Genomic DNA, 25,232 nt, shown 5'->3' with positions numbered 1-25,232 from the left:
TTAACAATTTAAAAATTCAGAAACAATGAAAAAAGTATTGTATCTGGTGTGTACGGCACTAATGCTCGCCGTAGCACCGTCAGCGAAAGCTCAATTTGTAGTAACTGACCCTGCAAATCTGGCATCAGGAATTATCAACAGTGCGAACGAAATCATACAGACTTCTTCCACCGTGAGCAATGTCGTAAAGAACTTCAACGAAGTGAAAAAAGTGTACGATCAGGGCAAGGAATATTACGACAAGCTAAAAGCTATCAACAACCTTGTGAAAGATGCCCGTAAAGTACAGCAAACCGTATTGTTGGTAGGCGATGTGTCCGAAATATATGTTCAGAACTTTGGAAAAATGATGAACGATCCCAATTTCACACCACAGGAATTGGTTGCAATCGGCAATGGTTATTCGGCACTGCTCAATGAAAGTACCGAACTGCTGAAAGAATTGAAGCAAATTATAACCTCTTCAAGCCTTTCGCTAAACGACAAAGAGCGTATGGATATTATTGATCGTGTGTACAAAGAGGTAAAGGATTACCACAGCCTTGTACGCTACTACACTAATAAGAACATTTCTGTAAGCTACCTAAGAGCGAAAAAGAAAAACGACGCACAGAGAGTTCTTGAACTCTACGGAACTTCTAACCAAAAATACTGGTAAAAATGGAATGGGATAATCTTCACGAACTCCTTCGTTCACTTTACGACGATATGATGCCGCTTGCAGGTGATATGGCGGCTGTGGCTAAAGGATTGGCGGGATTGGGTGCGTTGTTCTATGTAGCATTAAAGGTTTGGCAGGCTTTAAGCCGAGCCGAGCCTATCGATGTGTTTCCGTTACTGCGTCCATTCGCTCTGGGTCTTTGTATAATGTTCTTTCCAACCATCGTGTTGGGAACCATTAATGCAGTATTAAGCCCGGTAGTTACAGGAACTCACGCCATACTCGAAGACCAGGTGCTTGACCTCAACCAACTCCAGCAACAGAAAGACCAATTGGAATACGAAGCAATGGTACGAAATCCCGAAACCGCCTATATGGCATCAGACGAAGAGTTTGATAAAAAGCTGGATGAATTGGGCTGGTCGCCATCGGACGTTGGTACAATGGCAGGAATGTATATGGACAGGCAAGCCTACAAGATAGAGAAAGCAATAAAGGATTGGTTTCGCAATTTATTGGAAATACTCTTTCAGGCGGCGGCTTTAGTTATTGATACCATACGAACATTTTTCCTGATAGTCCTTTCGATACTCGGACCAATAGCTTTTGCTATTTCCGTTTGGGACGGATTTCAGTCCACGCTCACACAGTGGATCACGAGATATGTCAGCGTATATCTCTGGCTTCCTGTTTCCGATTTGTTCAGCTCGATGCTGGCAAGAATACAATCCCTCATACTGGAAAGGGATATAGCAATGCTTGCCGACCCGACCTACATACCCGATACGAGCAATACGGTGTACATCATCTTTATGATTATCGGTATCGTTGGCTACTTCACAATTCCAACAGTAACAGGTTGGGTAATCCAAGCCGGAGGTGCAGGAAACTTTACTCGTAATGTAAATCAAACAGCGATGAAGGCAGGAAACCTTGCGGGTGCTGGTGCAGGATCTACAGTAGGAAACATCGGCGGTAAACTGATGAATAAATAACAATAAATCATTCAAAAAAATGGAATTTAAAACGCTAAGAAATATCGAAAACAGCTTTAGGCAGATAAGACTATATGCCATTGTGTTTGCGGTTCTCTGTATTGGCGTGGTAGGATATGCCGTATGGCAGTCCTACCGCTTTGCAGAAGAACAACGCCAAAAAATCTATGTATTGGATAACGGCAAATCTTTGATGCTTGCCTTATCGCAAGATGCAAGTATCAACCGACCTGTGGAAGCAAGGGAACACGTCAGACGTTTTCACGAGCTGTTTTTTACACTTGCTCCCGACAAAAACGCTATAGAAAGCAATATGAGCAGGGCATTCAATCTTGCCGACAAAAGTGCCTTCGACTACTATAAAGACTTGTCAGAAAAAGGCTATTACAGTCGTATTATATCAGGAAACGTACAGCAACGCATCGAAGTAGATAGTGTGGTCTGCAATTTCGATACCCATCCTTATGCGGTACGAACCTATGCAAAACAATTCATCATTCGGTCAAGCAATGTAACCAGACGTAACTTAATTACTTCCTGCTACCTAGTCAACTCCGTTCGCTCTGACAACAACCCACAAGGCTTCAATATCGAAAAATTTGCAGTCGTGGAAAACAGGGATATAGAAGTCATCGAACGCTAAAAAACAATCTTATGGAAACATTATCAGATTTAAACACGTTCGCAAAAATCCTTACAGAAAAAGGATATAACGGCTATTTTCATACGCAGGGTGCGTATGCCGGAAAGCTGAAAGAAAGTATCAGCGATTACCTTGAAAGCTGCCAAAAAGGTGCAGATACTTTGCCTAAACAAGACTTGTTGTTGACAGGCTACCTACAATGGTCGGGAGAAGACAAGCCAAGTGTAGAATGCAGTATGTGGGTAAATTATCTGAACGGCAAATTCTCACTCAACAGAATGGAGGTGGCAAGAAAAGACCAATTTGGGCAATTGCTAAAAAAATCGGAACTGACAAACCTCTCTTTAATAGTCGTACCCAATGCAGTTGAGGTTATTGCTTTGGTTAATGATGAACAAAAGCAAAATGTGGGTAAAATCTCCAAGCGGTTCAAGCTCTAACATCATCATAAAAAATTAAGAGTATGAAAAAACTAAGAGCAAATATGGATAGGTATTTTGATAAGCTCGACGAACGTTGGCAGGCATTGCCAGTGCGCAAGCAGCACCAATATACCCTGTACTTTTTTGTGGGATATCTACTGCTTACCACAGGTGTAATTTTCAAAGTCTGGTACGATACCTCAAAGTCTGGAAACGATATGATCATAGAGCATATCGAAAATCCTGTCCTCAAAAAAAATGGAAGTCCTGCAAGATTGCAGGATAGTGTATCAACAATTTTAAAAAATCAAATTTATGAAAGAAAATGAGAACAAAAAATCGGTTGTTCGGGTAACGGAGGGGAACTCGACAGCAACTGCTGATGTGTTGCAAGACGGCACACAGAATAATAAGGAGAAGCTCAAAAAGCCCTTAATTTTCGGCTTAATGGCGATTGTTTTCGTGGGTTGTATGTACCTCATATTTAAACCATCCGAAGACAAAAAGACAATTGAAAATGTAGGGCTGAACGATGCGGTACCAGAGGCTACTGGAACTGGAATGCCTGCCGACAAAGGCAAGGCGTATGAACAGGAAATGCTCGAACGCAAAGAGCAGGAAAAACGCAATGCATTGGCTACACTTTCAGACTACTGGAATACAGAAGACAAAGAAGAGCCAACCGACGAACCGTTTAATGAAGAAGAGGAAAACAACAGCTTTGGCGGTAGTGGGAGAAATTCGGCAAGAAGCAGTAACCCTGCTTTGAACAGCTATCGAAATAGCCAAAGCGCATTGAGTTCCTTTTATCAAGATGATAACGCTGAAACAATGGAACTGCGTAAGCAGGTGGACGAATTGAAAGAAAAATTATCAGAAAAGGATGTGCCACCTGTGGCCACAGTTGATGACCAATTGAAGCTAATGGAGAAATCCTATGAAATGGCAGCAAAGTATCTGCCAAAAAATGCGAATACCGAAAATTCAACACCTGCTAATGGTGCTGTTCCGGATGCTATTAGTGCTATGGCTACTAACCAAAAAGAGCATTTTGTATCGTTCACATCAGCAAGAAAAAATACAGTATCAACCCTTTACCGTGAACCATCGGACAGTGCTTTTTTAGCGGATTGGAGCGAAACAAAGAACCGTGGGTTTTATACCGCTGGTTCTGTGGAACAAATGGCACAACCCAAAAACAGTATCAAAGCCTGTGTACACGATGCCCAAACAGTAGTTGGCGAAACAGGTGTGCGTTTACGATTATTAGAGCCTGCAAAAACACCGAGCCGTACCATTCCAAAAGGAACGATTTTAACGGCTAATGCGAAATTTCAGGGAGGGCGTTTACAACTAAAAGTTACCTCGATAGAACTGGAGGGCAATATCATCCCGGTAGATATAACCATTTACGATTTGGACGGACAGCAAGGCTTGTACGTTCCATATTCGCCGGAAATGAATGCCCTTACCGAAATGGCAGGCAATATAAGCCAGACAGGCGGAACAAGCGTAATGCTCACGCAAAATGCTGGACAGCAGGTTGCAGCAGACCTTAGTCGTGGCGTGGTACAGGGAATTTCGGGCTACTTCGCCAAAAAGGTAAGAACCCCAAAAGTTACGCTGAAAGCAGGATATCAAGTCTTCTTGGTATCTAAAAAATAATGTTGAACTCAAATAATTTTAATAATGAAAAATCATTTAAAAACCTTTTGGGCAATTGTCCTGATACTCGGCTTTGCCGTACAATCTTTTGCACAAGACAGCATCAGAACTCCGCTTGCATTAGGCAAGATAGAACCGTATAAAATGGAAGTTACCTACGATAAAACTTCGCACTTGATTTTTCCGACCGCTATCCGTTATGTGGATTTGGGAAGCGAATATCTAATTGCAGGAAAAGCAGAAGATGCGGAAAACGTGTTGCGTGTAAAAGCAACGGTAAGGGATTTCGAACCTGAAACCAATTTTTCGGTCATTACGAATGACGGACGTTTTTACAGCTTTAATGTGTATTACAGTTCTTACCCGGAGGCAATGAGCTACGACCTACTTACAATGCAAAAGGCAGTGGATAAAGCCAATGGAAACGATGTGCTTTTTGAAGAATTGGGCAATAATTCGCCTTCACTAGCAGGCTTGCTATTAGAAACAATTTACAAAAATGATAATCGGATTGTAAAGCACATTGGGGCTAAGAGTTTCGGCATTCAGTTTATTCTCAAAGGCATTTATATCCACAACGGCAAATACTATTTCCATACGGAATTGAGAAATAAAACCAATGTGCCTTTCCAGATTGATTTTATCAATTTCAAAGTAGTAGATAAAAAGGTAGCCAAACGTACTGTGGTACAAGAACGCCCGATGATACCCCTCAGAACTTACAAGCCTTTGGACGAGATTGGCGGGAAACTAACCGAACAAAACGTGTTCCTGTTAGACCAATTTACCATTGCCGATGACAAGGTACTGTTGATTGAGATTTTCGAGAAGAACGGTGGCAGACATCAAACTTTGCAGGTAGAAAATTCGGATTTGATAAAAGCTCGTTTAATAAACGATATGCACCTAAAATTTTAATAACATTTTAATCCAATAATATGAAAAAGTATATCTATACCGTGATGCTCATCTTGATGGCCATCACGGTTACACAGGCACAAAGAATGCTCCCAAAACAGAAAGGACTGGAAGTAAGTACAGGTGTAGTATCCAAAGATAAAATTGTTAATGATTATTACCTCAATATTGGAATGACCGTGAACGGTAAAAACGGGAACTATCAGCTTTGGGCATTGGAATACACCCACCAATACCACGACTACAAAGACCTCCGCATACCGCAGGAAACCTACACTTCCGAAGGCGGCTACAGTTTCTTCCTTTTGGGCGATGCTCGTAAAAACATTACGCTGAACTTCGGAATAACAGGTGTTGTCGGTTATGAAAGCATCAATCGTGGCGAAGCGATGTTGTATGACGGAGCAAAGATTTTGAGCGAGGATAACTTCATCTACGGAGCTGGTGGACGGCTCACTCTTGAAACATATCTATCAGACCGTTTTGTGTTAATCCTGCAAGGACGCACAAAAGTATTTTGGGGTACGGACTTAGAGCAATTCCGACCATCCGCAGGTGTGGGATTAAGGTTTAATTTTTAAAAACTTAAAACAATGATAGCTATATTTAATAAATTCAGAATAGGATTAGTGCCGATATATGTAATGCTGGCAATCCTAACAGCTTCGGTAACTTTAGTATCTTGTAGTAAAGATGATGAACTCGAAATACAGAACGATTTTCCTTTCGAGGTAAACGTGATGCCAGTTCCAAAAGATGTAGCCAATGGACAAACGGTAGAAATACGCATTGACATACAGCGAACAGGCAATTACAGCAACACACAGTATTTTCTTCGCTATTTCCAATTTGACGGACAAGGCATATTGCGGTATTACGATGAGCAACCATATTTACCGAACGATTTATACCCATTACCCACAGAGCAATTTCGGTTGTACTATACTTCAACATCTGCCGTTTCGCAATCCTTTGATGTTTGGATTTCGGACAGCTTTGGAAATGAAAAACAGATAAGTTTTCAGTTTAATAGTGCTGATTAAAAACAATGAAATCCTGCCACAAAAAGCAGGATTTCTCTTTTTAAGGGATATTAAAACTGTTTTTTTTTGTAAATTTAAAAAGTAGATTTTAAGTGTTTTGTTATGGTCGCATCATTGGTTATAGGAATAATATTTTTGATTGCAGGTTTAGGACTTCGCTATTGGCTTAACCGACGAAAGTTTTACAGGCGTGGTCCGATGGGAGCCGAAGGTTTTTCATCTTATGAAAGTTCGGTTTTCATTAAATTTATTGAAAAGGTTGGTAAATGGATAGCTTATGGATTGATTATATTTGGACTTTTATCACTTTGGGTTTATTCTCGTGAGAAAAAAGATAGGGAAATCCAAAACATGGAAATCCAGAAACAGAATTAATCATTTTTAAATGACAAAATCCTTTGATGACATAACCTTGCGAAATATATCTGACATTATATCAAATCTATTAACGCATACAAAAATCACAGAACATTTAGCTGGTGCTAATATTTCTCAATCGCAAATTGGTACAAACAAAACCGACAGACTTTTTTATGCATTAAAAGAAAAGCAAATACAAGACAATTGTGGAAATAATGTATTGGCATTTGTAGTTAGGTTATTAAATCCTAAAAGATATAATTCCGAAGACGAATTTGAAAGAGACAGAACAACTATCAATGAAAAATTAGTTTACGAAGGGATAGAAATTGATAAAACCGGACAACCCCGACTAGTTGAAAAGGCTAAAACCATTTCAGAAGCTAAAAGCAGGTCACTTAAAATCAAAGAAAAAGTACACGGTATCGGAGTTCATTCAGAAATTTTACCATACTGCGAAGCCGAATGGCTGAAAGAAAATTATTTTCACTCTATACTAGAAATCACAAAAAGTGTTGCGGAAAGACTTAGGCAGAAAAGTGGCTATACTTCAGATGGAGTAGATCTGGTTGATGATTGTTTTGCTTTAGGAAAAGACAAAAGACCTATGCTTGCTTTTAATATGCTGAATAATCCAAGCGAAGAAAGTGAGCATAAGGGTTTCGGCAACTTCTGTAAAGGATTTTTTTCTATGTACCGAAATCCAAAAGCGCATAACCCGAAAATATTAGAAGACACTCAACTTTCAGAAATGACTGAAGTATTGGTTGTAGCTACAATTATTCATAACAAACTTGATAACACTTACAAAACAGGACTTAAATAGCGCAAATCGGATAACCCAAAAGTTATCCGATTTTTTAACTTACAAATCGGTGCATATAAAAGATGAGAGTTTTAGAGGTAAATAAATTTCGTCTGGACTGTGTTTTATGTAATCTTCTTTATCATAGTCCCACATAAAGCCAGGTCTGATTAAAGTAAAATCGTTTGTTTTATTTACGTACTGAACGTAGCTATAACCCCAAGGCGATTTGTAAATAATTTGCCCGTTAACTGCTGATGTATCAAAGTTCTTATCTTCAATCTGTTCAATCACTTTTATAAACGAAGGACATAGTCTTTCGTAAAATATCTCTAAGTTTTTTTCAAATCCTTTTGTTCTGTTTTTCAGCTCGGAAATTCTAATATTAATTTTGGATTTTAATTCTACAAAATTGCTATTGAAATCATCTACATTCCTACAACCTAAATAATGAAGTGCATTTAAAGCCATAGTAAAAAAGTAATGTAATTCATCATCTTTCCATCGATTGTTAATTAAGCAAACAATTGTATTTATGAGTGCCTCTTTTTTTAGTTCCTCGATTTTCTTTTTTGTATAGTCAAATTCATACGCTTTAAATCCGCTTCTTGCCAGCATCAAAAAGTCGCCAATTAAGTTTAAACAACAACCCTTTACATTGTTATTGTCATAATCGTCTACAAATGGTAAATAACTGAAAAAATGGTGCGTGTCTTGTTCGTCATACTTTGCAGATTTCCCTCCGTATTCACTTATCAACTCAAGAGCGATTAAATATTTAGTCAAATCTGTAAGTGTAGGCCTATATGTTTTTGGTCGACTATTCCCATAGAGAATTTCTTGTTGGTAATTGTAAAGGTTATCAAAGTAGTTCATCAACTTTCTTTTTTCAGATTTAAGAATGACAAAAGAGAGGTTACGAACCGTTGCCACTTCTCCTTCCTCATTTCCATTTATGTTGCCTAAATCGTCTTCTTGCTCATCAATACTTATATCAGCTTGTTTATTTGTTGAAATTCCATTTAAATTGATGAACTTCAAAACATCTAAAACACGTAGGGAAAGAGAAGAGAGTAGAAGGTTTTTTTCAAATCCAGAATTTTCTATTGCTTTATAGGAAGAGAGATCGTAAAGTTTTTCAGGTTCTTTGTCATCATTCAGCTTTGTAAACGTGCTTCTCCTACTATCTAAAAAGCTGGCTCCTGTCTCATTTTCTGTTTCGTCAAAGATGGCGTAATGCAACAAGTCAAGAACTTTACTTAGTTCGCCATTTTGAATTTCGCTATAAATTTTCTCAATTTCCTCTGTTTTTGGGTTAGGATGCGTTTTCGCCAAAAGGAAATAATCGGAAATTAATAGTTTATTTGAGATAATCCCATCATTAACATTTGTCAATTGCACATATAGGAAACTGCCTAATTCTAAATTGACTGTTATTTTTAGCTCTTTCGCATAATTTGAGAAAGTTTTGGAATACAAAAATCGGTTTTGTTTATCGAAGAAAACAACCTTGAATTCATCGGTATAAGTTCCAGTGGAATGAAGTATAAATTCATCATAAATCAACTCTGCACAAAGCAACTGTACTTTAAATTGATTGTTCTTGATTATAGTTTCATAAATTGACTGATTTGTAGTCGCTGTAAATTCATCAAGGCTTTTACTATTGCTTGTTTTCAGTTTTATGCCTAATTGATTTAATAATCCACCTTTTTCTGACTGAATAAGAAGTGAAACTTCTGCATTTGAATTTTTGCCCAATAATCCCAATCCTGCAGGTGTAATATTGGCACTACCGAACAAGCAAAATTCTTTTCCATTTTTTGTCTTGAAATGAATAATCTTCCCGTGAAGTTTTGATTTTGAGTTTCCAGATTTTGCATATTGGATTTTGCTTACGCCTGCATCACACCAATCGTAAAATGTAAACGCTTTGTTCACTTGCATTGCAGAAGGGATTAAACCACTTTCATCCAATATGACTTTTACTATGGCTGAAGGAAAAAGAGAATTAAGTTCTTGCAATACTTTCCCATTTTTGTCATAATATGGAGAAATGGTAGTTATTTCTACTACTTTCTCATTGCTAAGATGTTTTAAAAGTTCGTTCCAAATAGAAGTTGTTTCAGTATTAAACAGGAAAGCAACCTTCTCTTTTTGCGACGTTTCGAAAAATTGAAATGGTTTTGTCTTTGGCAATTCATTCAGCCATTTAGAATGTTCAAGTATCCATTTTGTAGTTTTTTCATTCATCTGTCCTTTAACTGACGATGAAAGAGTTGATAGATAATCCCAAGCTGACGAAAAGACTGATGAATTTTCGGTTGAACGAATATCAAAATGAAATGCTCCCCAAATCTCATCATTGTTGCCATTTCCAGAATTTGTAAGGTTTCCAGAACCAACAATAAGCAATCCTTCTTTTTCACCAAACAACATCCAAATTTTTGGATGGAATACTGACTTTTGAAAAACAGGATAAAGTGAATAACCGGCAGAAAGTTGCATTTCTTCTCCTGTCGCTTGTTGCATTAACTCTGAATAATAATGTCCATCAATAAAAACGTTGATGTTTCTCACGCCACAAGAACGCAACCATTTCATTGCTTTCATTTCAAAAAAATAAAAGTCAAAGCTGAAGGTAGTAAGAATTGCAGAATGATATCTTCTGCTTCCTATCAATGTTAGTATGTTTTCTCTTTCTAGTATCATCAGTCAATCAAAAGTTTCTTATGTAATGGCGATAAAACCCTTTGGTCGTTGATTACCTGTAAATCAAACATTATGTTTTGCAAGGCGTTCATTCTTGGCGATGTGTTTCTTGGAGGAAATGTATCTATGAAACGGATGTATTGTTCCTCAATAAAAAATTTGTGAGTAGCCTGTGAGCCGTTGCCCATTTTTCTGAGTGCAACCATTGAGTGCCTGTAAATAATTTTGCGTAAAATAAATTGTTCAACAAAATCTTGAAGTGTATCGTTTTCTGCTGTGTGAACTGTCAAGATACCATCAACCATATTCCCATCCCTTTCTATCTTTTTTCTGCTCATAAATTCTTTCAATGGATGAAGTTGCTCTCTATTATTTTTGAATATTTGAAGCAAAAGAATAAAGCCATATTTTGCTACTATAACAGGGTCGTTTGTTCCATCAATTTCCTTTTTGATGTTTTCCTCATCTTCTGTGTCAGGGATTAACTCCAAAATTTCTGCAAGTGAACTTGTTGGCTCTGTAGCTTGCTTTAGCTCTTTGCATATTTCATTTGTAATACTGCTTGAAAATTTCTTTACAAACAATGGTAGATATTGGTCTTGTTGGAAATCGTAAAGATGTTGTAATACAGCCCAAAACATCGTACCGCAACTGTACTGCCAATACTCATTTAATTGATAGCAGTACCAACCAATATTAGTTTCCGTTTCAGGATAACCATTTGTTCCCAATTTCTTTCGGTAACTTTCCAATAGAAATCTATACCAGTCGTAATTATTTTCATTTTTAACAGCTGTATTTAAGAGCGACAAAATTGTTTCCCTTCTGTGAAAAGTAAAACGTTCTTCCATTTCTTGACTTGGATCGTCTTTGTCCAAAAGCATTTCTACATATAGTTGCCATTCGGCATTTTCTGTTTGTACCGTATCAATCGCAAAATACTTTATCAGTTCTGAAATATCATCTTGGTAGAGTTTTCCTTTTTTGATATTAATATAAAATAACTCTTTTATTTGTGGTGACAATGATCCTTCAAAAGCCTCGGCTAATTGTTTCCCAGAAACTTTTTGTCTTGGGTGTGGTTTACTAATGTTGTAAATAGCATCTCCATCATCATTTATTGCTGTAATAATTAAGGAAAGTGCCTGCATTGCTCCGTAATAATATTGTCCGAATGCACCGGATGGATATTTCCAATAAACATTTTTATCGGTATTGTCCTTGTCTGCTCCTTCGGCTAAGTCAAAATAAGTTTCCTCAGCTGTATTTATTAGGTTTGAAGCAAAGTTACTTCCTGTTATCTGTTGAACTCCTTTACGCTCGCTTTGCATAATTATGGCAATCATCAATTCAGCTCTGCGGATAAAACGATATTGTTCTTTTGAGTTGCCTTTCTTCTCGGTCTTGAAATAGAAGTCTAAAAGCCAACAATAAAACCCATAATAACGGAGACGATTAGTCAAATTGGAAATTCCAGGCAACATAGTGGCGTAAGTCGCTTCTGAGGTTGTTTGAAGGCCTAACGGGTCAAGTCCAGTGATTAGACTTATTGATGCTCCCCAAAACGGATAATTTGAATTGCCTTTTTGTAATACTGCCATTTAAAATTAATTTATCAGTAACCTATATTCTTCAAATTTACAAAATAAACTATCTTGAAATTTATATCGTGGCGACAAATACTACCTTTCAACGCCAATCAATACAACATTTTCCAAGCCTTTACAAATCCTTGATAAATTCCACTTCCACAGAAAAATTGAGCAGATTATGGAAGTTATTGCAATACAAAAATCCACATTAGACGGAATGAAGAATGAACTAAAAGCACTTTTAGAAATGACCGAAAATGCTGTACGGAAATATACTCCAATTTTCAAAGAAGAAAAGTGGCTCGATAACCAGGAAGTGTGCCTGATGATGGATATTACCAAACGGACTTTGCAGACCTATAAAGACAAAGGGCTATTGCCATATTCCAAACTGAACCGCAAAAATTATTATAAACGCTCGGATGTACTGTCTTTGCTCGAAGCTGGACACCCCTACAATACCAATGACAATGAATTTATTGACGAATGAAGCTGAAGAAGTAATCGAACAACAGCAAATGATAATGCAGTTGAGAAACCGTATTGAAAGCATATTAAAAAATTATCGTCCTGTAATGAACGGAGAAATTTATTTGTCGGGCGAAGATGTATGCAAATTGCTACATATCAGCAAACGGACTTTACAGCAATACCGTGATGATAATATCCTGCCGTATATTCAGATCGGTGGCAAAATTATTTATAAGGAAACAGATTTGATGACAATATTGGAGCAGAATTATATCAATCACAAAACAAATTCAGGCTAAGCTTTTTGTTGCATTAATACATCTAATAGCAAGAGTTTAGTATCTTTGCTATGTAAAATATAGAAATACTTAAAGTGTTTTTGCTTTAAGTCCCACATTGAAAACTGGTAATTTTTAGACAACGGGACGATAAGGAAGAACGCTCATGCCATAGGCGTGGGCGCTCGCTTATTCGTTGTCGGGTATACCAGTACCTCAATGTGCGGTAAGTGTAGTTGCCTGCGCTTTCTTTTTGTGCAGGGCTACATCAACTTTAAAAAAGTATGATGATATGGAAACTGGTACAGCAGTAAGCGCCCGACGAAGTACGTGTTTTTATAGTTTCTGTAATTTCTTATAGTTCTGCGGATACAGATTAGTGATGTCCTTGTACTTTATTGTCTTTATATTTTCCAAGGTATACTTTAGCCACTTGAAAGGATTGACCTCATGCTTCTTGCAGATGGCGAAGAAGGAATAGATCATAGCAGCTCTTTGAGCAGCCTCATGACTTCCGGCAAAGAGGTAGTTTTTGCGTCCGAGCGCCACCGGTCTTATGGCATTTTCCACGCGGTTGTTATCTATTTCCAAGTCTCCATCATAGAGATAGGCACATAGTTCCTTCCAACGCCTAATAGAGTAGGCCATCGCCTTGCCTATTTGTGACTTGGGCGGCACGTTCCTGATATCCTCAGCAATCCATTTGCCTAATTCATTAAGCACAGGAAGGCTCGTAGCAAGGCGTAATTCTTTAACCTGCGCCTTATTTAAGTTTTCTGTGCGGCATTGTCGTTCTACAGCATATAACTTTTGGATCATAACCAAGGCTGTTTCTGCTCTGGTTTTATCATTATCCAAAGCGCGTTCATACTCCCTCCTTGCATGTGCCCAACAAGCCAGGTGAGTAACCTCCTTTGCTTTGCCAAAGCTTTCATAAACGGCATAGCCGTCACTTTGGAGATACCCCTTAAAATCCTTTAATATGGGATAGGGTGCTTCAGCCCCACGTGTGGGGCTATAGTCAAATAGCACAGTACCATCCAATGGGGCATGATATACCCAATAGTAACCTCTGTGACAGGCTCCTTTCTTTTCACTTTCCAAAACTTTAATGGTGGTTTCATCCACCTGGAGGTAACCTTGGCTTTTGGTGTCGGCTACTAATTTATCATAGAGTGGCTCCAGTAGTCGCAGGGCTTCCTTTGTCCAGCCTTCTAAGGTAGAGGAGGCTATTTTAATGTCCTCCCTGGCAAACCTTTGTTTTTGGCGGTAAAGGGGGAGGTGATCCATGTATTTGTCTGTTAGGATCGATGCCAGCAGTCCCGGGCCGGGGATCCCTTTATCTATTACTCTTTCCGGCAATGGACCTATGCTTACGGAGCTACGGTCTTTAGTAGCGTATTTGTAGCGGATATAGCGTTTGATGTAAAAGCGTGCAGGCTCAAATTCGAGCTCATCTGTAATGTCCTTGCCGATAACAACGCTATCAGTCAGGTCTTGTTCAGGATGGATCTCGATTTCTTCTACTGGCAAGTGCTCTGGTAAAGCTGCACGGCCTTTATGGCCACCCGCTGCTTTCTTCCGGGTGTAGGTTATCTTTTCTTCAATTTGTTCTTGCACCTGCTTTTGTTCTTCAGCGCTTGGAGCAAAGGGAAGTTCTGGTTGTTCGGCCTTGGCGAAACGCTCAGTTTGCTGACCAAATAGCATACGGGTAAGCAAAGCTACCTTGTACTGCAGGTAATCACACTTATCTGAAAGGGTATGGTATTGCTGAGAAAGGGTGTGGTTGTTATTTGCAATTTGTCCGTTCTTATTTTCCAGTTCAAGCACTCTATCATTTTGAACTTTGACCAGGGTCAAAAGCTCTTGTTTTGATAGTTTTTCGAACGTTGCTTGCATGGTGTAAAGTTAATCAACCAATCGCATACAACCTAATAATAACAACACTTTCAGTGTAATTTATATCGTTTTTTTTGACGACTTTTCAACACCTCTACTCCTGCGATCATCAATACCAAATCACTGTACGATATCTGGTCTGAAAGTGTATTTGTAGGCACCGATATACTCCCCTTTTCCAGCCTTTTATAATAGAGCACAAATCCTCCGGACTCCCAATGAAGCAATTTGATATGGGTGCCTGCTTTGTTCAAGAAAACAAATACATCTCCGCTAAGCGGATTAAGGTTGAGGTCGCTACTAATCAGACCGCAAAGTCCGTTAAATGAACGACGCATATCACAGCTACCACGATACAGGTAGTATCGATGCTCGGATCCTAAGCTAAACATATAATCAGACTAATCGAATGAGTGAGGAAATGAAATCAGGGTTGGTTATGGCTGTCTTCAAGGTAACCCCATTGGGAAAGCTTAGCTCAATTGAAGGTAAGGCCACACTTGGCGAGGTGATGACAGGAGGCTTGATGGCAACAAAACTACCCCTTGACTTTTCTTTATCCTTCTTTAACCAATAGTCGAAGGTCGCTCTTACAAGATCATGCTTCTTGCAAAAGGCTGCTATTGAAAGACCACTTGCTCTATATAGGATCAATAGCTTTTGCTGCTCTGTTTTATGACGTCTCATAATGTTTATTTATTTTACGCAAAAATAGCAGCACTAGAAATCACCACAAATATGTACTTCGTCGGGCGGATACGTACAGCACAACAAAAAATTACACTCGCCTTTATCAATGATAAAAGCCCAATTTTAGATTTCATTTGTAAAGACCTCATTGCTTCAGGAACTGAAGTCTTATTTCGTTCGGAAAGCATTGAAGATGGACTATCACAATTATCTTCATTAAATGAACTCCCGAAAATTTGTATTATCGACCTTGATTTTTACAACAAGAATGTTTTGGTTGAACTTCAAGAATTAAGAACAAAATATCCAACAATAAAACTGATTGCACATAGTGATATTGATGATAAAAAAGTCGGTAAACCTCTTTTAGACATTGGTTTTGCAGGTTATCTACTCATTGGTAGCGATGCAGATGATTTTAAAAGAGCCATTGACCAAGCTGTCTATAGCTCTAACTAATAATATGAATGTTATAACAATTATTTTACTTGAATATTATTTTATAGAGTTCAGTGATTAAACTCTCTCTTCTTTCAAAATCACAGTTTACCGTAAAAAAATGAGATTTAATACTTTTCAACACCAAATTGGTTTGTTGAAACAACACTTATTTCTTTAACAATTTTCCAATCTTTTTGGTCTAAAAGTTTAATTGTAATTTGTTCGTTTGATTTGTTTTTATCAGTATTCATATATTATTCCCATTTTAAGTTTTGAGCATATTTAGTATGGGGTGAGATTTCAAACATATACTCCTTACTATTTAAACTATGTCCAAGTGTCTGTATCAAATCGTCAGTTACCCAAATAAATTTGTTTGATTCTTTTTCTAATTTTAGTTTTTCTAGAATTGGTAATTGTTCATTATTAATAACCAAATCAAAAATTTCAAAAATAAATATCCCTTTACCCCCGCTATCTAATTTGATAATTGGAGATTGAATCTTTTTTTTAAATTCATAATCAATGAAGCGAAATTGTCTCCAGGGTAAAATGTCTTCTGAGATTAATTCTTCACAAAACTCTCTCCATGGAGAAATTTCCCTATCCTTTTTTGAATCGAACCATTTAAGAAAAGAGATTACATTTTTTCCCCTAACATAAACTCTCAAATCATTTTTAGCTATTCCTTTTTCTGTTTCAAACTTTCTGTCAGGTTTTACTTCTAATTTTTCAAAAATAGCACTACTACTAGGTAATGTTTTATAACATCCACCTACTGGCTGATAATAATTTCTGGTTCTACTTTTTACTAGTAAATACTCATTGTCAACTTTAATTCTGTACAGATACGCAATTGATAAACGAAAATCTTTTTTGCGGTGCAAAATTTGAGTATTAATAATTAATATTAGTTGTTTATAATTATCTATTAACCAACCTAAAATCAATGTTATTAAAGAAATTATACCTGCTCTTGTAAATGGAGAATGCCAAAAATCATTGTCAAATAATCCAATAATAATAAGTAAAATAGGTATGGTATATTTTATGAGATTATCTTTCATATTATTTTTGGACTTGGATTTAATTGAATGATTGTTTCTTTTACCGATTCAAAGTCCAATGCTTTTGAAGGAAAACATTTAGATACTGCTTCAGGTAAGACTCTCAATCGAATGTCTGAAAAAGAAAAAGCTAAACCATTATTATGTTTTTCACCAGTTAAATCTGCTAAAGTTTCTAATTCTTTATCGTTTAATCCAATTTCTCCAATTGATTTTTCAAACAATTGCTTTCTCTCATCAAAAGTAGGTCTCTCAAATTCTAATATTATTGCAGCTCTTCGAATAATTGCTTCATCCAGAAAATGAAGTCTATTTGTTGACATGAATAAAATAGCTCTACCATTTAATTCTCTTAATTCGTCAATTTTTTGAATTAATGTATTAACAGCTGCCTTTTCTTCTTGATGCATTTGCATAGTTGACCTAGTTGAGGCTATAGCATCAGCCTCATCAATCAATAAAAATGCAATTCTTCTTTTTCCCGCTTGATTTTTTAATTCACTGAACGCATCATTTACCAAGTTACCCATTTGACCATGTAAACCTTCTCCTCTTACTCTTGTACTTAGTTTGAGAAAAAAACCGTCTTTTTTAAGTTCTCGTAACATTCTATCTGCAATTGCTTCAGCGGAAATTGTTTTTCCGGTACCTGCGTCTCCAGACAGTATAATTAGCGGATACTTCTCTTGAAGCTGAGAAATAATCGGTAGCTCTACTTTGTGAAACTTTTTACTCCATTCACTTAATCCTTCTTGATCAAGTAATAATTTTAAGTTAGAAAAAATTCTATCGAATTTTGAATCAAAACCAACTAAGTTCTTTGCTCTTTCTTGTATACCCTTGTTAGGTAATTCAACTATATTGTCAAAAATATTATTCATAGCTATTTGTAATTAGTTTTTTTTAATTCATATCCTTTGCTAGCATATAATTGAGCATTTGAACTTTGAAGACTGGGGAATGAATTATCAATAGAGGATGCCGTCCATGATAATTTAAAACCTTTTGAAAAATTTTCTTTTTCTGAAGCATTTAAATTTTTCCATTTTTGAGTATATGCCAAAATGACTGATAATCTTGTATTTGGAATGTCAGTCCAATCATTATTCTTACCTGCTCTTTCACTTTCTGTAGATGTTCCAAGAGAATTCACAATAAATTTTGAAGCTCGAATTACTCTTTCTGTCTCGCTGTTTAGTAATACAACATCAACTGAATATAAATATTCATTTTCAGCCAATAAAAGTATGTCATAGAATAGTTTATCAACATATTCCATTGTCCATTTTCCAGTTCTTCGTGCAATTGTTCTAATATCAGCTTCACAGCCTTCAAAGGTTTTTCTTATATCTAAAACTGTATAAGTGCTGGTTTTTGTAGTTGTTCCGTACATAGGCATTAATCTAAATTAAAAGTTGGTCCGAAAACACGTTTCCATTCTTGAATAGTGTCTCCTTTATTATTTTTTGATTCGGCAATATTTAAGGTATCAAAGGCATCTTCAGCTTCTTCAATAATTTCATCCCATTTGTTTTTATCAAGACGTTTCACAATATTGTTCTCTTTGTTTGTATTATCAGCAATGTAAATAGGTGAGTCATAATTGCCAGGAATTGATTTAATTGAATCTTTAAATTCAATTATGGGAAATGATGGATTACTTACGAATTGAAAGAATCGAATTACACCTTCTTCAATACTTTCTTCTATACCATAGTTCTCATCTAAATAAGCAACAATTAATTCAATTGAAAATGATGATAAACCTGGTTCGTTGTCTGTAGGCTGCAATTCTTTATAATTTTTCCACCATTTTATTGTTCTAACAATGGAGGTGTAAGATGGATTTTTTTGCCTTTTTTCTAGTGAAAAGCTTAATTGTTTACTGATACTTGTTATATATTTTTTTCCACCGCGTCGACTTGGCTGCCAAACATATTCGGCTATATCTTGTAGTGGAACAACAGGAACAATGTCAACTTGTAAACCTGTTCCACTAAAGGAAATTGTTATTGATTTTGTATTTCCTTTAGCATCAACATCTCTTTGAATATCCTTTTGTGGATATATACTTTTTAAATAAGAAACAATATAATCATATAATTTGGGTAGATCATTATGAATTTCTTTATCTCCAGAAATAAAGAGTACCAAATCTATATCTATAGGGTTTTCTCCAGTAGGTTTTAAAATTGTATGCTTTTTCCACGAACCAGCAATAATGTACTTTTGAACTTTTAATCCGTGACTATCATCTTCAGCAATTTTTTTTTCTAATTTTTCTTTCAAATTATTGATTTGATCTCTGTATTTACCCATATTTTCAGGCTGCAGTTTGATCTTCTCAATAAAGTTTTGTAAATCTTTATTTGATAACTTCATAATTTTAGTTTTTATACATCTTTATATATCAAACAGTTGCCCATTTATTTGGTTCAGACTTTTTGTCAGTTTAAGTTTGTTATTAGCTTAAATTGTCTACTAAATTCATATTGCTGCTAAGCTGCTAAATAGTAATTTTCTTCGAAATATTTCTATCCGAAAAACAGGTCATAAGCGATCATTAATCAGGCGACGTTCTTTTGCTTTTCTTTGATCGCTGTGTGGAAAGAAAAGAAGTCAATACTAAATACAGCAAATGGGATAGCGAATATCCCACGTAATAATTTAGCAATCTGTTTGGTAAAATGTAAGGAAAGGCAATTGTGTAGTGGTGCATTTTGACAAAGTGGTTGCATCCGCTTTAAACCGCAAAAATGCGTTTCCGACCGTAGCGAGGAATTGCATTTTTGCCACCCAAATTTTCGGGTCAGGCGACTTTTATCGGGTGGGTGCGGAAATCTTTCAGATTGTGAAAAAATCCCCTGTATTCGGTCATTCCTTTGCGAAACAAGTTCCACAATAACGAACAACCCATTTGTGTCAATGATGAATTGATAAACAAATCTTGGTGTTCCAACGCTTCGGCAAGTGAGCAACTTGGCGTGTTGTCCTCTTGTTCGGATTGCTTCAATAGTTCGCCAAATTCATCGGTAACAAATGGCAGGCTTGCCACCGTTTCGTACTTTTCAGAATTTGGTTGTTTTATCTCTCCGATAGTAGATAGTAGCACTTGTCCTGTATCTTGGCTGTTGCCAAAATCTAACCAATATTTTGGTTCGTCTTGATAATGTCTGCGGTAACTTATTTCTTTAAGAATTTCAGCAACACCAAACCTCGCCTGTACATTATCCACACAAGTAATGGTAATGGTTACCCTTGCTTTTTCGGGTGGTCTGCCAAAATTATCTTTTTCAAATTTTACCGTTTCGGCTTTCCAATTTGTTCCTGCCCAACGGTTACAACGATTGACTAAAGCAACGGATTTGTATAATCCTGTTTCACTTTCTGCAAAACGCTGTCTGCCCAAATTGGCACTCGTGATAACATCATCGTCCCAAAGGCGGACTTGTAACCCTGCGTGTCCCAACGCAATCAAACTTTCGTTTATTTCCATTAAAGCAGTCAATACTTTTGAGCCTGTGCCACCTGCCCCGATAAGGTTTACCGAAATCGGATTGGTAGGATTGAGCAGGTAATTATCTGTAAAATGAACTGCGGTTTTTGCTGTATTCATCACAATAGATTTTTAAGGATTTTGTTGTTCTTTTTCAATACTTCTTTAGGAAAGGGTTTATCGGTATTGATAAGGTCTTTCCAAAGGTTCACAATGTTTTTTTTCGTCAAGTTTTCGCATAATGAATGACTGAAATAGGACTTGAAAAAATAATGTTCCCAAGCCTGTAGAAATTCCTCAACCGAAGCCGAATTTTTAATATCAACACTCACCGTACCCATACAAACATTGCCTTTCTCGTAGATATTGAAGTAAGGTGCGTAATGCAATGGCGTTTTCTCGGTGGGTCTTCTGTCGCTTGCCAAAGCAAATAACGTAAGACTGCTTTTGCTTGCCAACCAAAGCATTGGCGGTACTTGTGCCATTCCGCTGGGTATGCCCAAACTATCCACAAAATACAGTTTCCGTTGCTGTGTTTTGGTGTACCAAAGTACCGTACCTTTTTCCGCATTTGGATTGATGTGTAAGATATTGGTCGGCAAAATTCCTTTTGGTTTTAAAAAAGCTTGGTTCTTTTCTTCATCGGTCTGTAAGGACTTTGCTAAAATATTGGCTTCTTTTACAGTTAATGGATGGGCATTGATAGGCGTTCCGTTGATGTCCATATCAAAATGCTCAACATACATATCGTTTTCAGTTCCTTTGGTTTCATAGAAAACCAAAGCAGATTTCGGATGGTACAATGTGCCAAAATGGTCTGTTATATCTGTTGTTGTATTCATTTTTCTATCGTTTTGTATTCGTATAATATTCCACTCAAATCATTCAATAAACCAAACAAACGGTTCTCAAAATCAAGATTGGCTGTTGGTATTTCGCTTCCGTCAAATCGCTTGGAAATAGTAGGTTCTTCCATTGCTCCGTACTCGTTAAATTCATTGTTGATGGTATCTGAAAGGCTTTCGTATAACCAGCCTCTGGTATCTGCAATAAATGAAATGTACTTTTCCATTCCGATTACTTCATTTTCGTCATCATCATAAGGGTCTTTTTCGGGCAATGTTGCGTTGCTGAAAATAGTGGTGTTCGGATATTCTGTACAAAGGGCAAACGCATTACAAGCCACTTGCCAACATTCCTTGTCGAACATATCAACACTTTTAAATCGGTTCAAACGCTGTTCAAATACCTTTAGATTAGTTCGATTAAATAGCTTTTGTTCTATTCTATCGCCAATGTATTCGGCATTTCTCAACTCACGTTTGTAACTTTCCGTTTCGTCCGTTTTCTCGTCCTGTTCCACCCAATCTTTGTGCATTTCATATAACCAATACAGATAGCTGTCTTCCTGTCTGTAATACGGCACATCGGCAATATGGTACAGATAACTACATACTGATAATAGAAGCGGTGCAGTCTTTTTACGCTTCGGGTCTTTGAGCATTTGAAATAGTGGTATAATTGGAATATAATACAAGGTCGTACCCACATTGTACCTTTCCTCGCTTACGAAAAAGGTTTTCTTACTGTCCTGTACCAATTTGAAACTATCCCAATTTTTGTTGGTACGTTTTACTTTGGTTTCCATATCCCACATAGCCAATACGATATTGTAGGGAAAACCAAAATCCTTGGTCTGTGTTGCCTCAATGTTGTAATGCTCGGCAAGTTGGGAAAGGGACTTGTAAAAATCCCTCTCCGTTTTCTGACAAGCCTGTACGGATTTTGCTGTTTTCAGTTTTGGCAGAAACGTACACTTTAGAATACCATTGGTAGCATTGCTATTGGTACGGATTTCTGCTTGTCTTTCTGCACTTGGTTTGCGTCCTTTGGTCTTTGTAGCCAATTGGCGAACTCGCCCAACTGTCGGTGCAATTGCCGTTGTCGTTTCTGTTCGGGTATGCTGATAGTTCCCGATATGATGTTGCGTTGCATAATTCATTGTTTTAAAATTTTGGTTTAACCTTTCGTTCCCATTACGCTCTCAAATTTGTACTCGACTGCATCGTCTTTTATCTGCGGTGCAGATGCTTTTGCCGTAGTCAAAATCGGGTACATATTGGCGTAAAAATTCATTACGGCTTCCACGCTCCAACGTGGTTCGGGGTCGGTCAGTCTTATGTCCTGTCCTTTATCTTTGAGTATAAAAACTCTTTCTAATTGCGTTGCTAATAACATAATGTTCTGTTTTAATGATTACTATTCTTTTCATCTTCGTCTGTTTCATCAATAGGATAATCGGCAGTAATTTCTTGCTCTATTGGTGGTTCGGGTTTTGCTTCGTCCATTGCTCCGAAAAGGCTCGGTGTTGCGAATTTGTCGGATAATGCTATTTTGCGTTTGCGTATCTCGTCTGCTTTTTCGGGAAACTCCGTTATATCGGGAACTTTTATCCACGCTTCACGGAATTTGCCCTCTTTCTCCAACTCGTCCGCCTTTGCCATTGCATCTTTAAACTTCTTGTCTTTGACTTCTTTTTCTTTTTTCTCTTTTTCGGTTTTTGCTTTCTCGATTGCCGATTGTGCTTTGGCTTCATCAAGTTGCTTTTGAAATTTCTCCATATCCACCATTAAGCCCGATACCTTTTGTATAGGTGTGGTTATCTGCTCAAAAAATCCCTCGTCAAACTCCTGGGGTGTGGCGTTAAAGGTCAATGGTGGAATTAGATTTTTTGCACTATCTCCGCATTGTTCGTTATTGAGCAATACTGTTACAATTAGGTTGCTTTCTATTCCTTTTGAAATGTTCAGTTGTAATACTCCTGTAAAGTCCAACTGCTGTATCTGATTGAAAAAATTGGTGTTCATCGTTCTTAAATTTTAATTGTTATTACTTTTTTCTTTTTTAAGTTTCTCGTGCATATCTGCCCAATATTCCTGTCTTTCCTTGTCTGTTTCTGTTGGTGGGTGGTGCTGATATTCTTTATACCAACCTGTTTGTTGAATAGCTTTTATGAGGTCGGTAACTTCAATCCAATTCCCTTTTTTATCTATGATTTTCATCGTACTTGGCTTTAAGTGTTATTTGCTGATTTCCGCTATTTGGTCAATCCTGCCATAAATGATACTTCTAAGACTTGTTTTATCGGGAGCGTTGTATTCTGCCCAACTACCGTACTGCTTTACGATATAGGATTTTAAAACATCCTCAAATCCAAAGCGATAACCCATAAGCGGTACAGCTCTTTTGAAATAGGCGTTTCGGTTTACTGCTTCTGCAAGCCAATTTTTTTCGGCTCGGTTCAATTTTTCGCCTTTGTTCAGTTTTTCCCTTAATAAGTAAACCTTTGCATTTTGCAGGGTTGCCAATTCGGGTACATCGTGGCGTACAAACTTTGTGGCTATTATTGTTACTATTTCCATTGCGGTAGATTTTAAGGTTGCTGATTTTTGATTTTTCGTTCCAACAAGGTTTCCAATATCTCGTAATCACTTTCGTAAATTTCTCCTTCGAAATGGTAGGTGTCCGTTTCTTCATCAAACCCGTATTGTTCAAAATCTTCGTCTTCCAAATAAATATCTGTGAGTAGCTTGTCATAAAATGTTGCCCTACCATATATAAGATTGCCCATTTCTTCATAATCCTGTGTAAAGTTCACTTCGTAATGTTCCGCTATCTTTTGAATTACTTCTATATTGGGCGACCATTTTGTTTCATACTGAAATTGCCCTTCATCGCCTTCATTCCAATAGATATTGAAGAAATAACCACCATTATTTTTAGAAATAAATTCGGGTAGTTGCCCTTCTTCGGTTTTTTCTTCCTTTTCCTTCATTGATTGAAAAAGTTCCTGTATTGCTGTGATTGTTTCGGGTTTCCCCTCGAATACAACTGTATTACTGCACCAATTTGCCATAACTTTTGTTTTTAGTAGGCTACCACCGATTAAAGCGGTAGCCTGTTGTTATTTAATTAAGGTTTAGGGTTTCTGCACCATCTAAAGCAAAACCATTACACAATTCAAATGCTTTCTGTGATTTGAGTTGAGCAGTGCCACCCAATACAATGCTCTGCAACTTGGCTTCATCATTCTTGTAATTTCTTACGTTCTGATAGTAACCTGTAACCGCATTATAAGCTCCGAACAATGTTCCTTTTGTCGTATCCATTTGTTGGGTGTCGCTTATCATTGCGTATGCAAAAGCATCTTCAACGGTGTTTTTGAACACGGTTGAAATTTCATCTTCCGCACCTTTTTTGATTAAATCAAAGGTTTCCTTATTCGGGCAAAGTGCCAATTGAATTAGCTTTTTAACCTCTCGGTCTGTTACCTTTACTTTTGCCCATTCATTGAAAATTCCCTCTAATTGGTTGCTCAATGTGTTGGCAAGTCCCATAATCTTGTGAGCATTCTCGATACGTCCTTTTGCTCCCGAAGTGTGTTTGATACGAACTACATTGGTCATACTGCGTAGCGAAGCATTCAGCGTATTTTGGCAAACAATTCTGACAGGTGTAAATGCGGCTGTGATACTTCCGCTACCATCGTGCGAAGTAGTTAGGAAAATGTACTTTTCTGTTACATCATCGCCATTACCTACACGGATATAGTCGGGCAATTTGGCTGTGATAAATATGCGCTCTCCGTTACCTAACGCTCCTGCGGTTTCATACAGAATACCCTCGCCACCGCCTACAATAGCATCAAAGAAATTAAAAGCTTCACGGTTTTGTACGATGTGGTAATCCTTACCAACTACACCTAATACTGCATTGTTATCGGTGCGTATGTTGGCGAAATAGTTAGGTACTTCCAATTCACTACTGCCTATCTCAATGCCGTTTTCCGTTTCGATAATACCCGAACCTTTGGTAAATAGTGGTGATTTTACAACTTCGTAATCTAACCCTGCATGTTTGATAGCTTCCTCGCTTGTAGGGTATTGCTCCACGATTTGCCCTAAACCGTGCCACGCTTTTTGTTGTACGCTAAAGAATGAATAACGTCCTGTTCTCTCGTTGAAATTGATATTATGTGCCATAATGCTTAAAATTTTGATGTTGAAAAATGATT

33 protein-coding genes are annotated in these 25,232 nt (G+C 37.3%); 14 read left to right on the top strand and 19 right to left on the bottom strand.

Translation table 11 applies throughout. From position 1 onward, the window contains the following. The first annotated feature begins 25 nt into the window (after positions 1–25). From LNQ49_RS20705 to LNQ49_RS20655, 11 genes are all read left to right on the top strand, one after another. Entirely contained in the window at positions 26–658 is a 633-nt protein-coding gene (locus LNQ49_RS20705; protein ID WP_002978253.1) for a DUF4141 domain-containing protein, read from the top strand. Between the two features lie 2 nt (positions 659–660). Next, on the top strand, positions 661–1,656 hold the full coding sequence (gene traJ / locus LNQ49_RS20700; RefSeq protein ID WP_002978255.1) for a conjugative transposon protein TraJ: 996 nt from the start codon (positions 661–663) through the stop codon (positions 1,654–1,656). 19 nt (positions 1,657–1,675) lie between these two features. After that, positions 1,676–2,299 (top strand): conjugative transposon protein TraK, encoded by a 624-nt coding sequence (traK, locus tag LNQ49_RS20695; RefSeq protein ID WP_002978256.1) that lies wholly within the window; start codon positions 1,676–1,678, stop codon positions 2,297–2,299. A gap of 11 nt (positions 2,300–2,310) precedes the next feature. After that, positions 2,311–2,739 (top strand): hypothetical protein, encoded by a 429-nt coding sequence (locus LNQ49_RS20690; RefSeq protein WP_002978258.1) that lies wholly within the window; start codon positions 2,311–2,313, stop codon positions 2,737–2,739. Between the two features lie 23 nt (positions 2,740–2,762). Next, on the top strand, positions 2,763–3,050 hold the full coding sequence (locus tag LNQ49_RS20685; RefSeq protein WP_034736780.1) for a hypothetical protein: 288 nt from the start codon (positions 2,763–2,765) through the stop codon (positions 3,048–3,050). Next, entirely contained in the window at positions 3,037–4,386 is a 1,350-nt protein-coding gene (gene traM, locus LNQ49_RS20680) for a conjugative transposon protein TraM (protein ID WP_196376688.1), read from the top strand. Before LNQ49_RS20685 ends, traM begins: the two co-directional genes overlap by 14 nt. Positions 4,387–4,410: 24 nt before the next feature. Further along, positions 4,411–5,304: a conjugative transposon protein TraN gene (gene traN / locus LNQ49_RS20675; RefSeq protein ID WP_003002435.1), complete on the top strand. Its 894-nt coding sequence runs from the start codon at positions 4,411–4,413 to the stop codon at positions 5,302–5,304. Positions 5,305–5,324: 20 nt separating this feature from the next. After that, positions 5,325–5,885: a conjugal transfer protein TraO gene (locus LNQ49_RS20670; protein ID WP_196376687.1), complete on the top strand. Its 561-nt coding sequence runs from the start codon at positions 5,325–5,327 to the stop codon at positions 5,883–5,885. A gap of 12 nt (positions 5,886–5,897) precedes the next feature. Then, complete coding sequence (locus tag LNQ49_RS20665; protein WP_003002441.1) at positions 5,898–6,347, top strand: DUF3872 domain-containing protein; 450 nt, start codon at positions 5,898–5,900, stop codon at positions 6,345–6,347. Positions 6,348–6,449: 102 nt separating this feature from the next. Next, positions 6,450–6,722 (top strand): molybdenum ABC transporter permease, encoded by a 273-nt coding sequence (locus LNQ49_RS20660; RefSeq protein ID WP_003002444.1) that lies wholly within the window; start codon positions 6,450–6,452, stop codon positions 6,720–6,722. A gap of 10 nt (positions 6,723–6,732) precedes the next feature. Next, complete coding sequence (locus tag LNQ49_RS20655; protein ID WP_003002448.1) at positions 6,733–7,533, top strand: TIGR02391 family protein; 801 nt, start codon at positions 6,733–6,735, stop codon at positions 7,531–7,533. 39 nt (positions 7,534–7,572) lie between these two features. On the opposite strand, the gene LNQ49_RS20650 is transcribed toward LNQ49_RS20655, so the two are convergent. Continuing rightward, on the bottom strand, positions 7,573–10,224 hold the full coding sequence (locus tag LNQ49_RS20650) for a phospholipase D-like domain-containing protein (RefSeq protein WP_003002451.1): 2,652 nt from the start codon (positions 10,222–10,224) through the stop codon (positions 7,573–7,575). Next, on the bottom strand, positions 10,224–11,825 hold the full coding sequence (locus LNQ49_RS20645; RefSeq protein ID WP_229990885.1) for a hypothetical protein: 1,602 nt from the start codon (positions 11,823–11,825) through the stop codon (positions 10,224–10,226). Before LNQ49_RS20645 ends, LNQ49_RS20650 begins: the two co-directional genes overlap by 1 nt. 169 nt (positions 11,826–11,994) lie before the next feature. Between LNQ49_RS20645 and LNQ49_RS20640 the strand changes: the two genes are divergently transcribed. After that, positions 11,995–12,306: a helix-turn-helix domain-containing protein gene (locus LNQ49_RS20640; RefSeq protein WP_003002460.1), complete on the top strand. Its 312-nt coding sequence runs from the start codon at positions 11,995–11,997 to the stop codon at positions 12,304–12,306. Continuing rightward, positions 12,287–12,586 (top strand): helix-turn-helix domain-containing protein, encoded by a 300-nt coding sequence (locus LNQ49_RS20635; RefSeq protein ID WP_003002463.1) that lies wholly within the window; start codon positions 12,287–12,289, stop codon positions 12,584–12,586. The genes LNQ49_RS20640 and LNQ49_RS20635 overlap by 20 nt, the downstream gene beginning before the upstream one ends. A gap of 315 nt (positions 12,587–12,901) precedes the next feature. Here the strand turns inward: LNQ49_RS20635 and tnpC are convergent, their stop codons facing one another. From tnpC to tnpA, 3 genes are read right to left on the bottom strand one after another with little or no spacing between them, the layout of a single operon-like run. Beyond that, positions 12,902–14,464, bottom strand: coding sequence for an IS66 family transposase (gene tnpC / locus LNQ49_RS20630; RefSeq protein WP_229990884.1), 1,563 nt, complete (start codon positions 14,462–14,464; stop codon positions 12,902–12,904). A 50-nt stretch (positions 14,465–14,514) separates the two neighbouring features. Continuing rightward, positions 14,515–14,856: an IS66 family insertion sequence element accessory protein TnpB gene (gene tnpB / locus LNQ49_RS23385; protein ID WP_428978345.1), complete on the bottom strand. Its 342-nt coding sequence runs from the start codon at positions 14,854–14,856 to the stop codon at positions 14,515–14,517. A 4-nt stretch (positions 14,857–14,860) separates the two neighbouring features. Next, the gene (gene tnpA / locus LNQ49_RS23380) at positions 14,861–15,151 is read right to left on the bottom strand and encodes an IS66 family insertion sequence element accessory protein TnpA (protein ID WP_428978344.1); all 291 of its coding nucleotides are present in this window, start codon (positions 15,149–15,151) and stop codon (positions 14,861–14,863) included. Between tnpA and LNQ49_RS20625 the strand changes: the two genes are divergently transcribed. Further along, complete coding sequence (locus LNQ49_RS20625) at positions 15,140–15,613, top strand: response regulator (RefSeq protein ID WP_428978343.1); 474 nt, start codon at positions 15,140–15,142, stop codon at positions 15,611–15,613. The genes tnpA and LNQ49_RS20625 overlap by 12 nt on opposite strands. 107 nt (positions 15,614–15,720) lie before the next feature. Here LNQ49_RS20625 and LNQ49_RS23265 read toward each other — a convergent pair whose 3' ends face one another. The 14 genes from LNQ49_RS23265 to LNQ49_RS20560 all read right to left on the bottom strand — a co-directional run bounded on the left by LNQ49_RS23265 (position 15,721) and on the right by LNQ49_RS20560 (position 25,200). Then, on the bottom strand, positions 15,721–15,846 hold the full coding sequence (locus LNQ49_RS23265; RefSeq protein ID WP_255680893.1) for a hypothetical protein: 126 nt from the start codon (positions 15,844–15,846) through the stop codon (positions 15,721–15,723). 3 nt (positions 15,847–15,849) lie between these two features. Next, entirely contained in the window at positions 15,850–16,662 is an 813-nt protein-coding gene (locus tag LNQ49_RS20620; RefSeq protein ID WP_003002474.1) for an SMODS-associated NUDIX domain-containing protein, read from the bottom strand. Continuing rightward, the gene (locus LNQ49_RS20615; RefSeq protein ID WP_003002482.1) at positions 16,659–17,543 is read right to left on the bottom strand and encodes an ATP-binding protein; all 885 of its coding nucleotides are present in this window, start codon (positions 17,541–17,543) and stop codon (positions 16,659–16,661) included. The genes LNQ49_RS20620 and LNQ49_RS20615 overlap by 4 nt, the downstream gene beginning before the upstream one ends. A 2-nt stretch (positions 17,544–17,545) precedes the next feature. After that, positions 17,546–18,055 carry an HORMA-1 domain-containing protein gene (locus LNQ49_RS20610; RefSeq protein WP_034736833.1) on the bottom strand — a complete coding sequence of 170 codons (510 nt, stop codon included), beginning with the start codon at positions 18,053–18,055 and terminating at the stop codon, positions 17,546–17,548. Between the two features lie 5 nt (positions 18,056–18,060). Further along, on the bottom strand, positions 18,061–19,044 hold the full coding sequence (locus LNQ49_RS20605) for a CBASS oligonucleotide cyclase (RefSeq protein ID WP_003002487.1): 984 nt from the start codon (positions 19,042–19,044) through the stop codon (positions 18,061–18,063). Positions 19,045–19,471: 427 nt separating this feature from the next. Further along, positions 19,472–20,278: a PRTRC system ThiF family protein gene (locus LNQ49_RS20600; RefSeq protein WP_003002489.1), complete on the bottom strand. Its 807-nt coding sequence runs from the start codon at positions 20,276–20,278 to the stop codon at positions 19,472–19,474. After that, positions 20,278–21,000, bottom strand: coding sequence for a hypothetical protein (locus tag LNQ49_RS20595; RefSeq protein ID WP_003002491.1), 723 nt, complete (start codon positions 20,998–21,000; stop codon positions 20,278–20,280). The genes LNQ49_RS20600 and LNQ49_RS20595 overlap by 1 nt, the downstream gene beginning before the upstream one ends. Beyond that, positions 20,997–22,160: a hypothetical protein gene (locus tag LNQ49_RS20590; RefSeq protein WP_003002494.1), complete on the bottom strand. Its 1,164-nt coding sequence runs from the start codon at positions 22,158–22,160 to the stop codon at positions 20,997–20,999. The genes LNQ49_RS20595 and LNQ49_RS20590 overlap by 4 nt, the downstream gene beginning before the upstream one ends. Before the next feature lie 17 nt (positions 22,161–22,177). Then, positions 22,178–22,396 carry a PRTRC system protein C gene (locus LNQ49_RS20585; RefSeq protein ID WP_002978317.1) on the bottom strand — a complete coding sequence of 73 codons (219 nt, stop codon included), beginning with the start codon at positions 22,394–22,396 and terminating at the stop codon, positions 22,178–22,180. Between the two features lie 11 nt (positions 22,397–22,407). Continuing rightward, complete coding sequence (locus LNQ49_RS20580) at positions 22,408–23,025, bottom strand: PRTRC system protein E (RefSeq protein ID WP_003002497.1); 618 nt, start codon at positions 23,023–23,025, stop codon at positions 22,408–22,410. 12 nt (positions 23,026–23,037) lie between these two features. Next, positions 23,038–23,220 (bottom strand): hypothetical protein, encoded by a 183-nt coding sequence (locus LNQ49_RS20575; RefSeq protein ID WP_003002500.1) that lies wholly within the window; start codon positions 23,218–23,220, stop codon positions 23,038–23,040. An 18-nt stretch (positions 23,221–23,238) separates the two neighbouring features. Beyond that, positions 23,239–23,580, bottom strand: coding sequence for a hypothetical protein (locus LNQ49_RS20570; RefSeq protein WP_034736795.1), 342 nt, complete (start codon positions 23,578–23,580; stop codon positions 23,239–23,241). A gap of 11 nt (positions 23,581–23,591) precedes the next feature. Beyond that, positions 23,592–24,074 (bottom strand): DUF1281 family ferredoxin-like fold protein, encoded by a 483-nt coding sequence (locus tag LNQ49_RS20565; RefSeq protein ID WP_003002504.1) that lies wholly within the window; start codon positions 24,072–24,074, stop codon positions 23,592–23,594. Between the two features lie 52 nt (positions 24,075–24,126). After that, positions 24,127–25,200: a DUF932 domain-containing protein gene (locus LNQ49_RS20560; RefSeq protein WP_196376685.1), complete on the bottom strand. Its 1,074-nt coding sequence runs from the start codon at positions 25,198–25,200 to the stop codon at positions 24,127–24,129. Between the last annotated feature and the right edge of the window lie 32 nt (positions 25,201–25,232).

Origin of the sequence: Flavobacterium pisciphilum (assembly GCF_020905345.1) — a bacterium.
Classification (GTDB): Bacteria; Bacteroidota; Bacteroidia; order Flavobacteriales; family Flavobacteriaceae; genus Flavobacterium; species Flavobacterium pisciphilum.
This window is presented reverse-complemented; position numbering and strand designations above follow the sequence as displayed.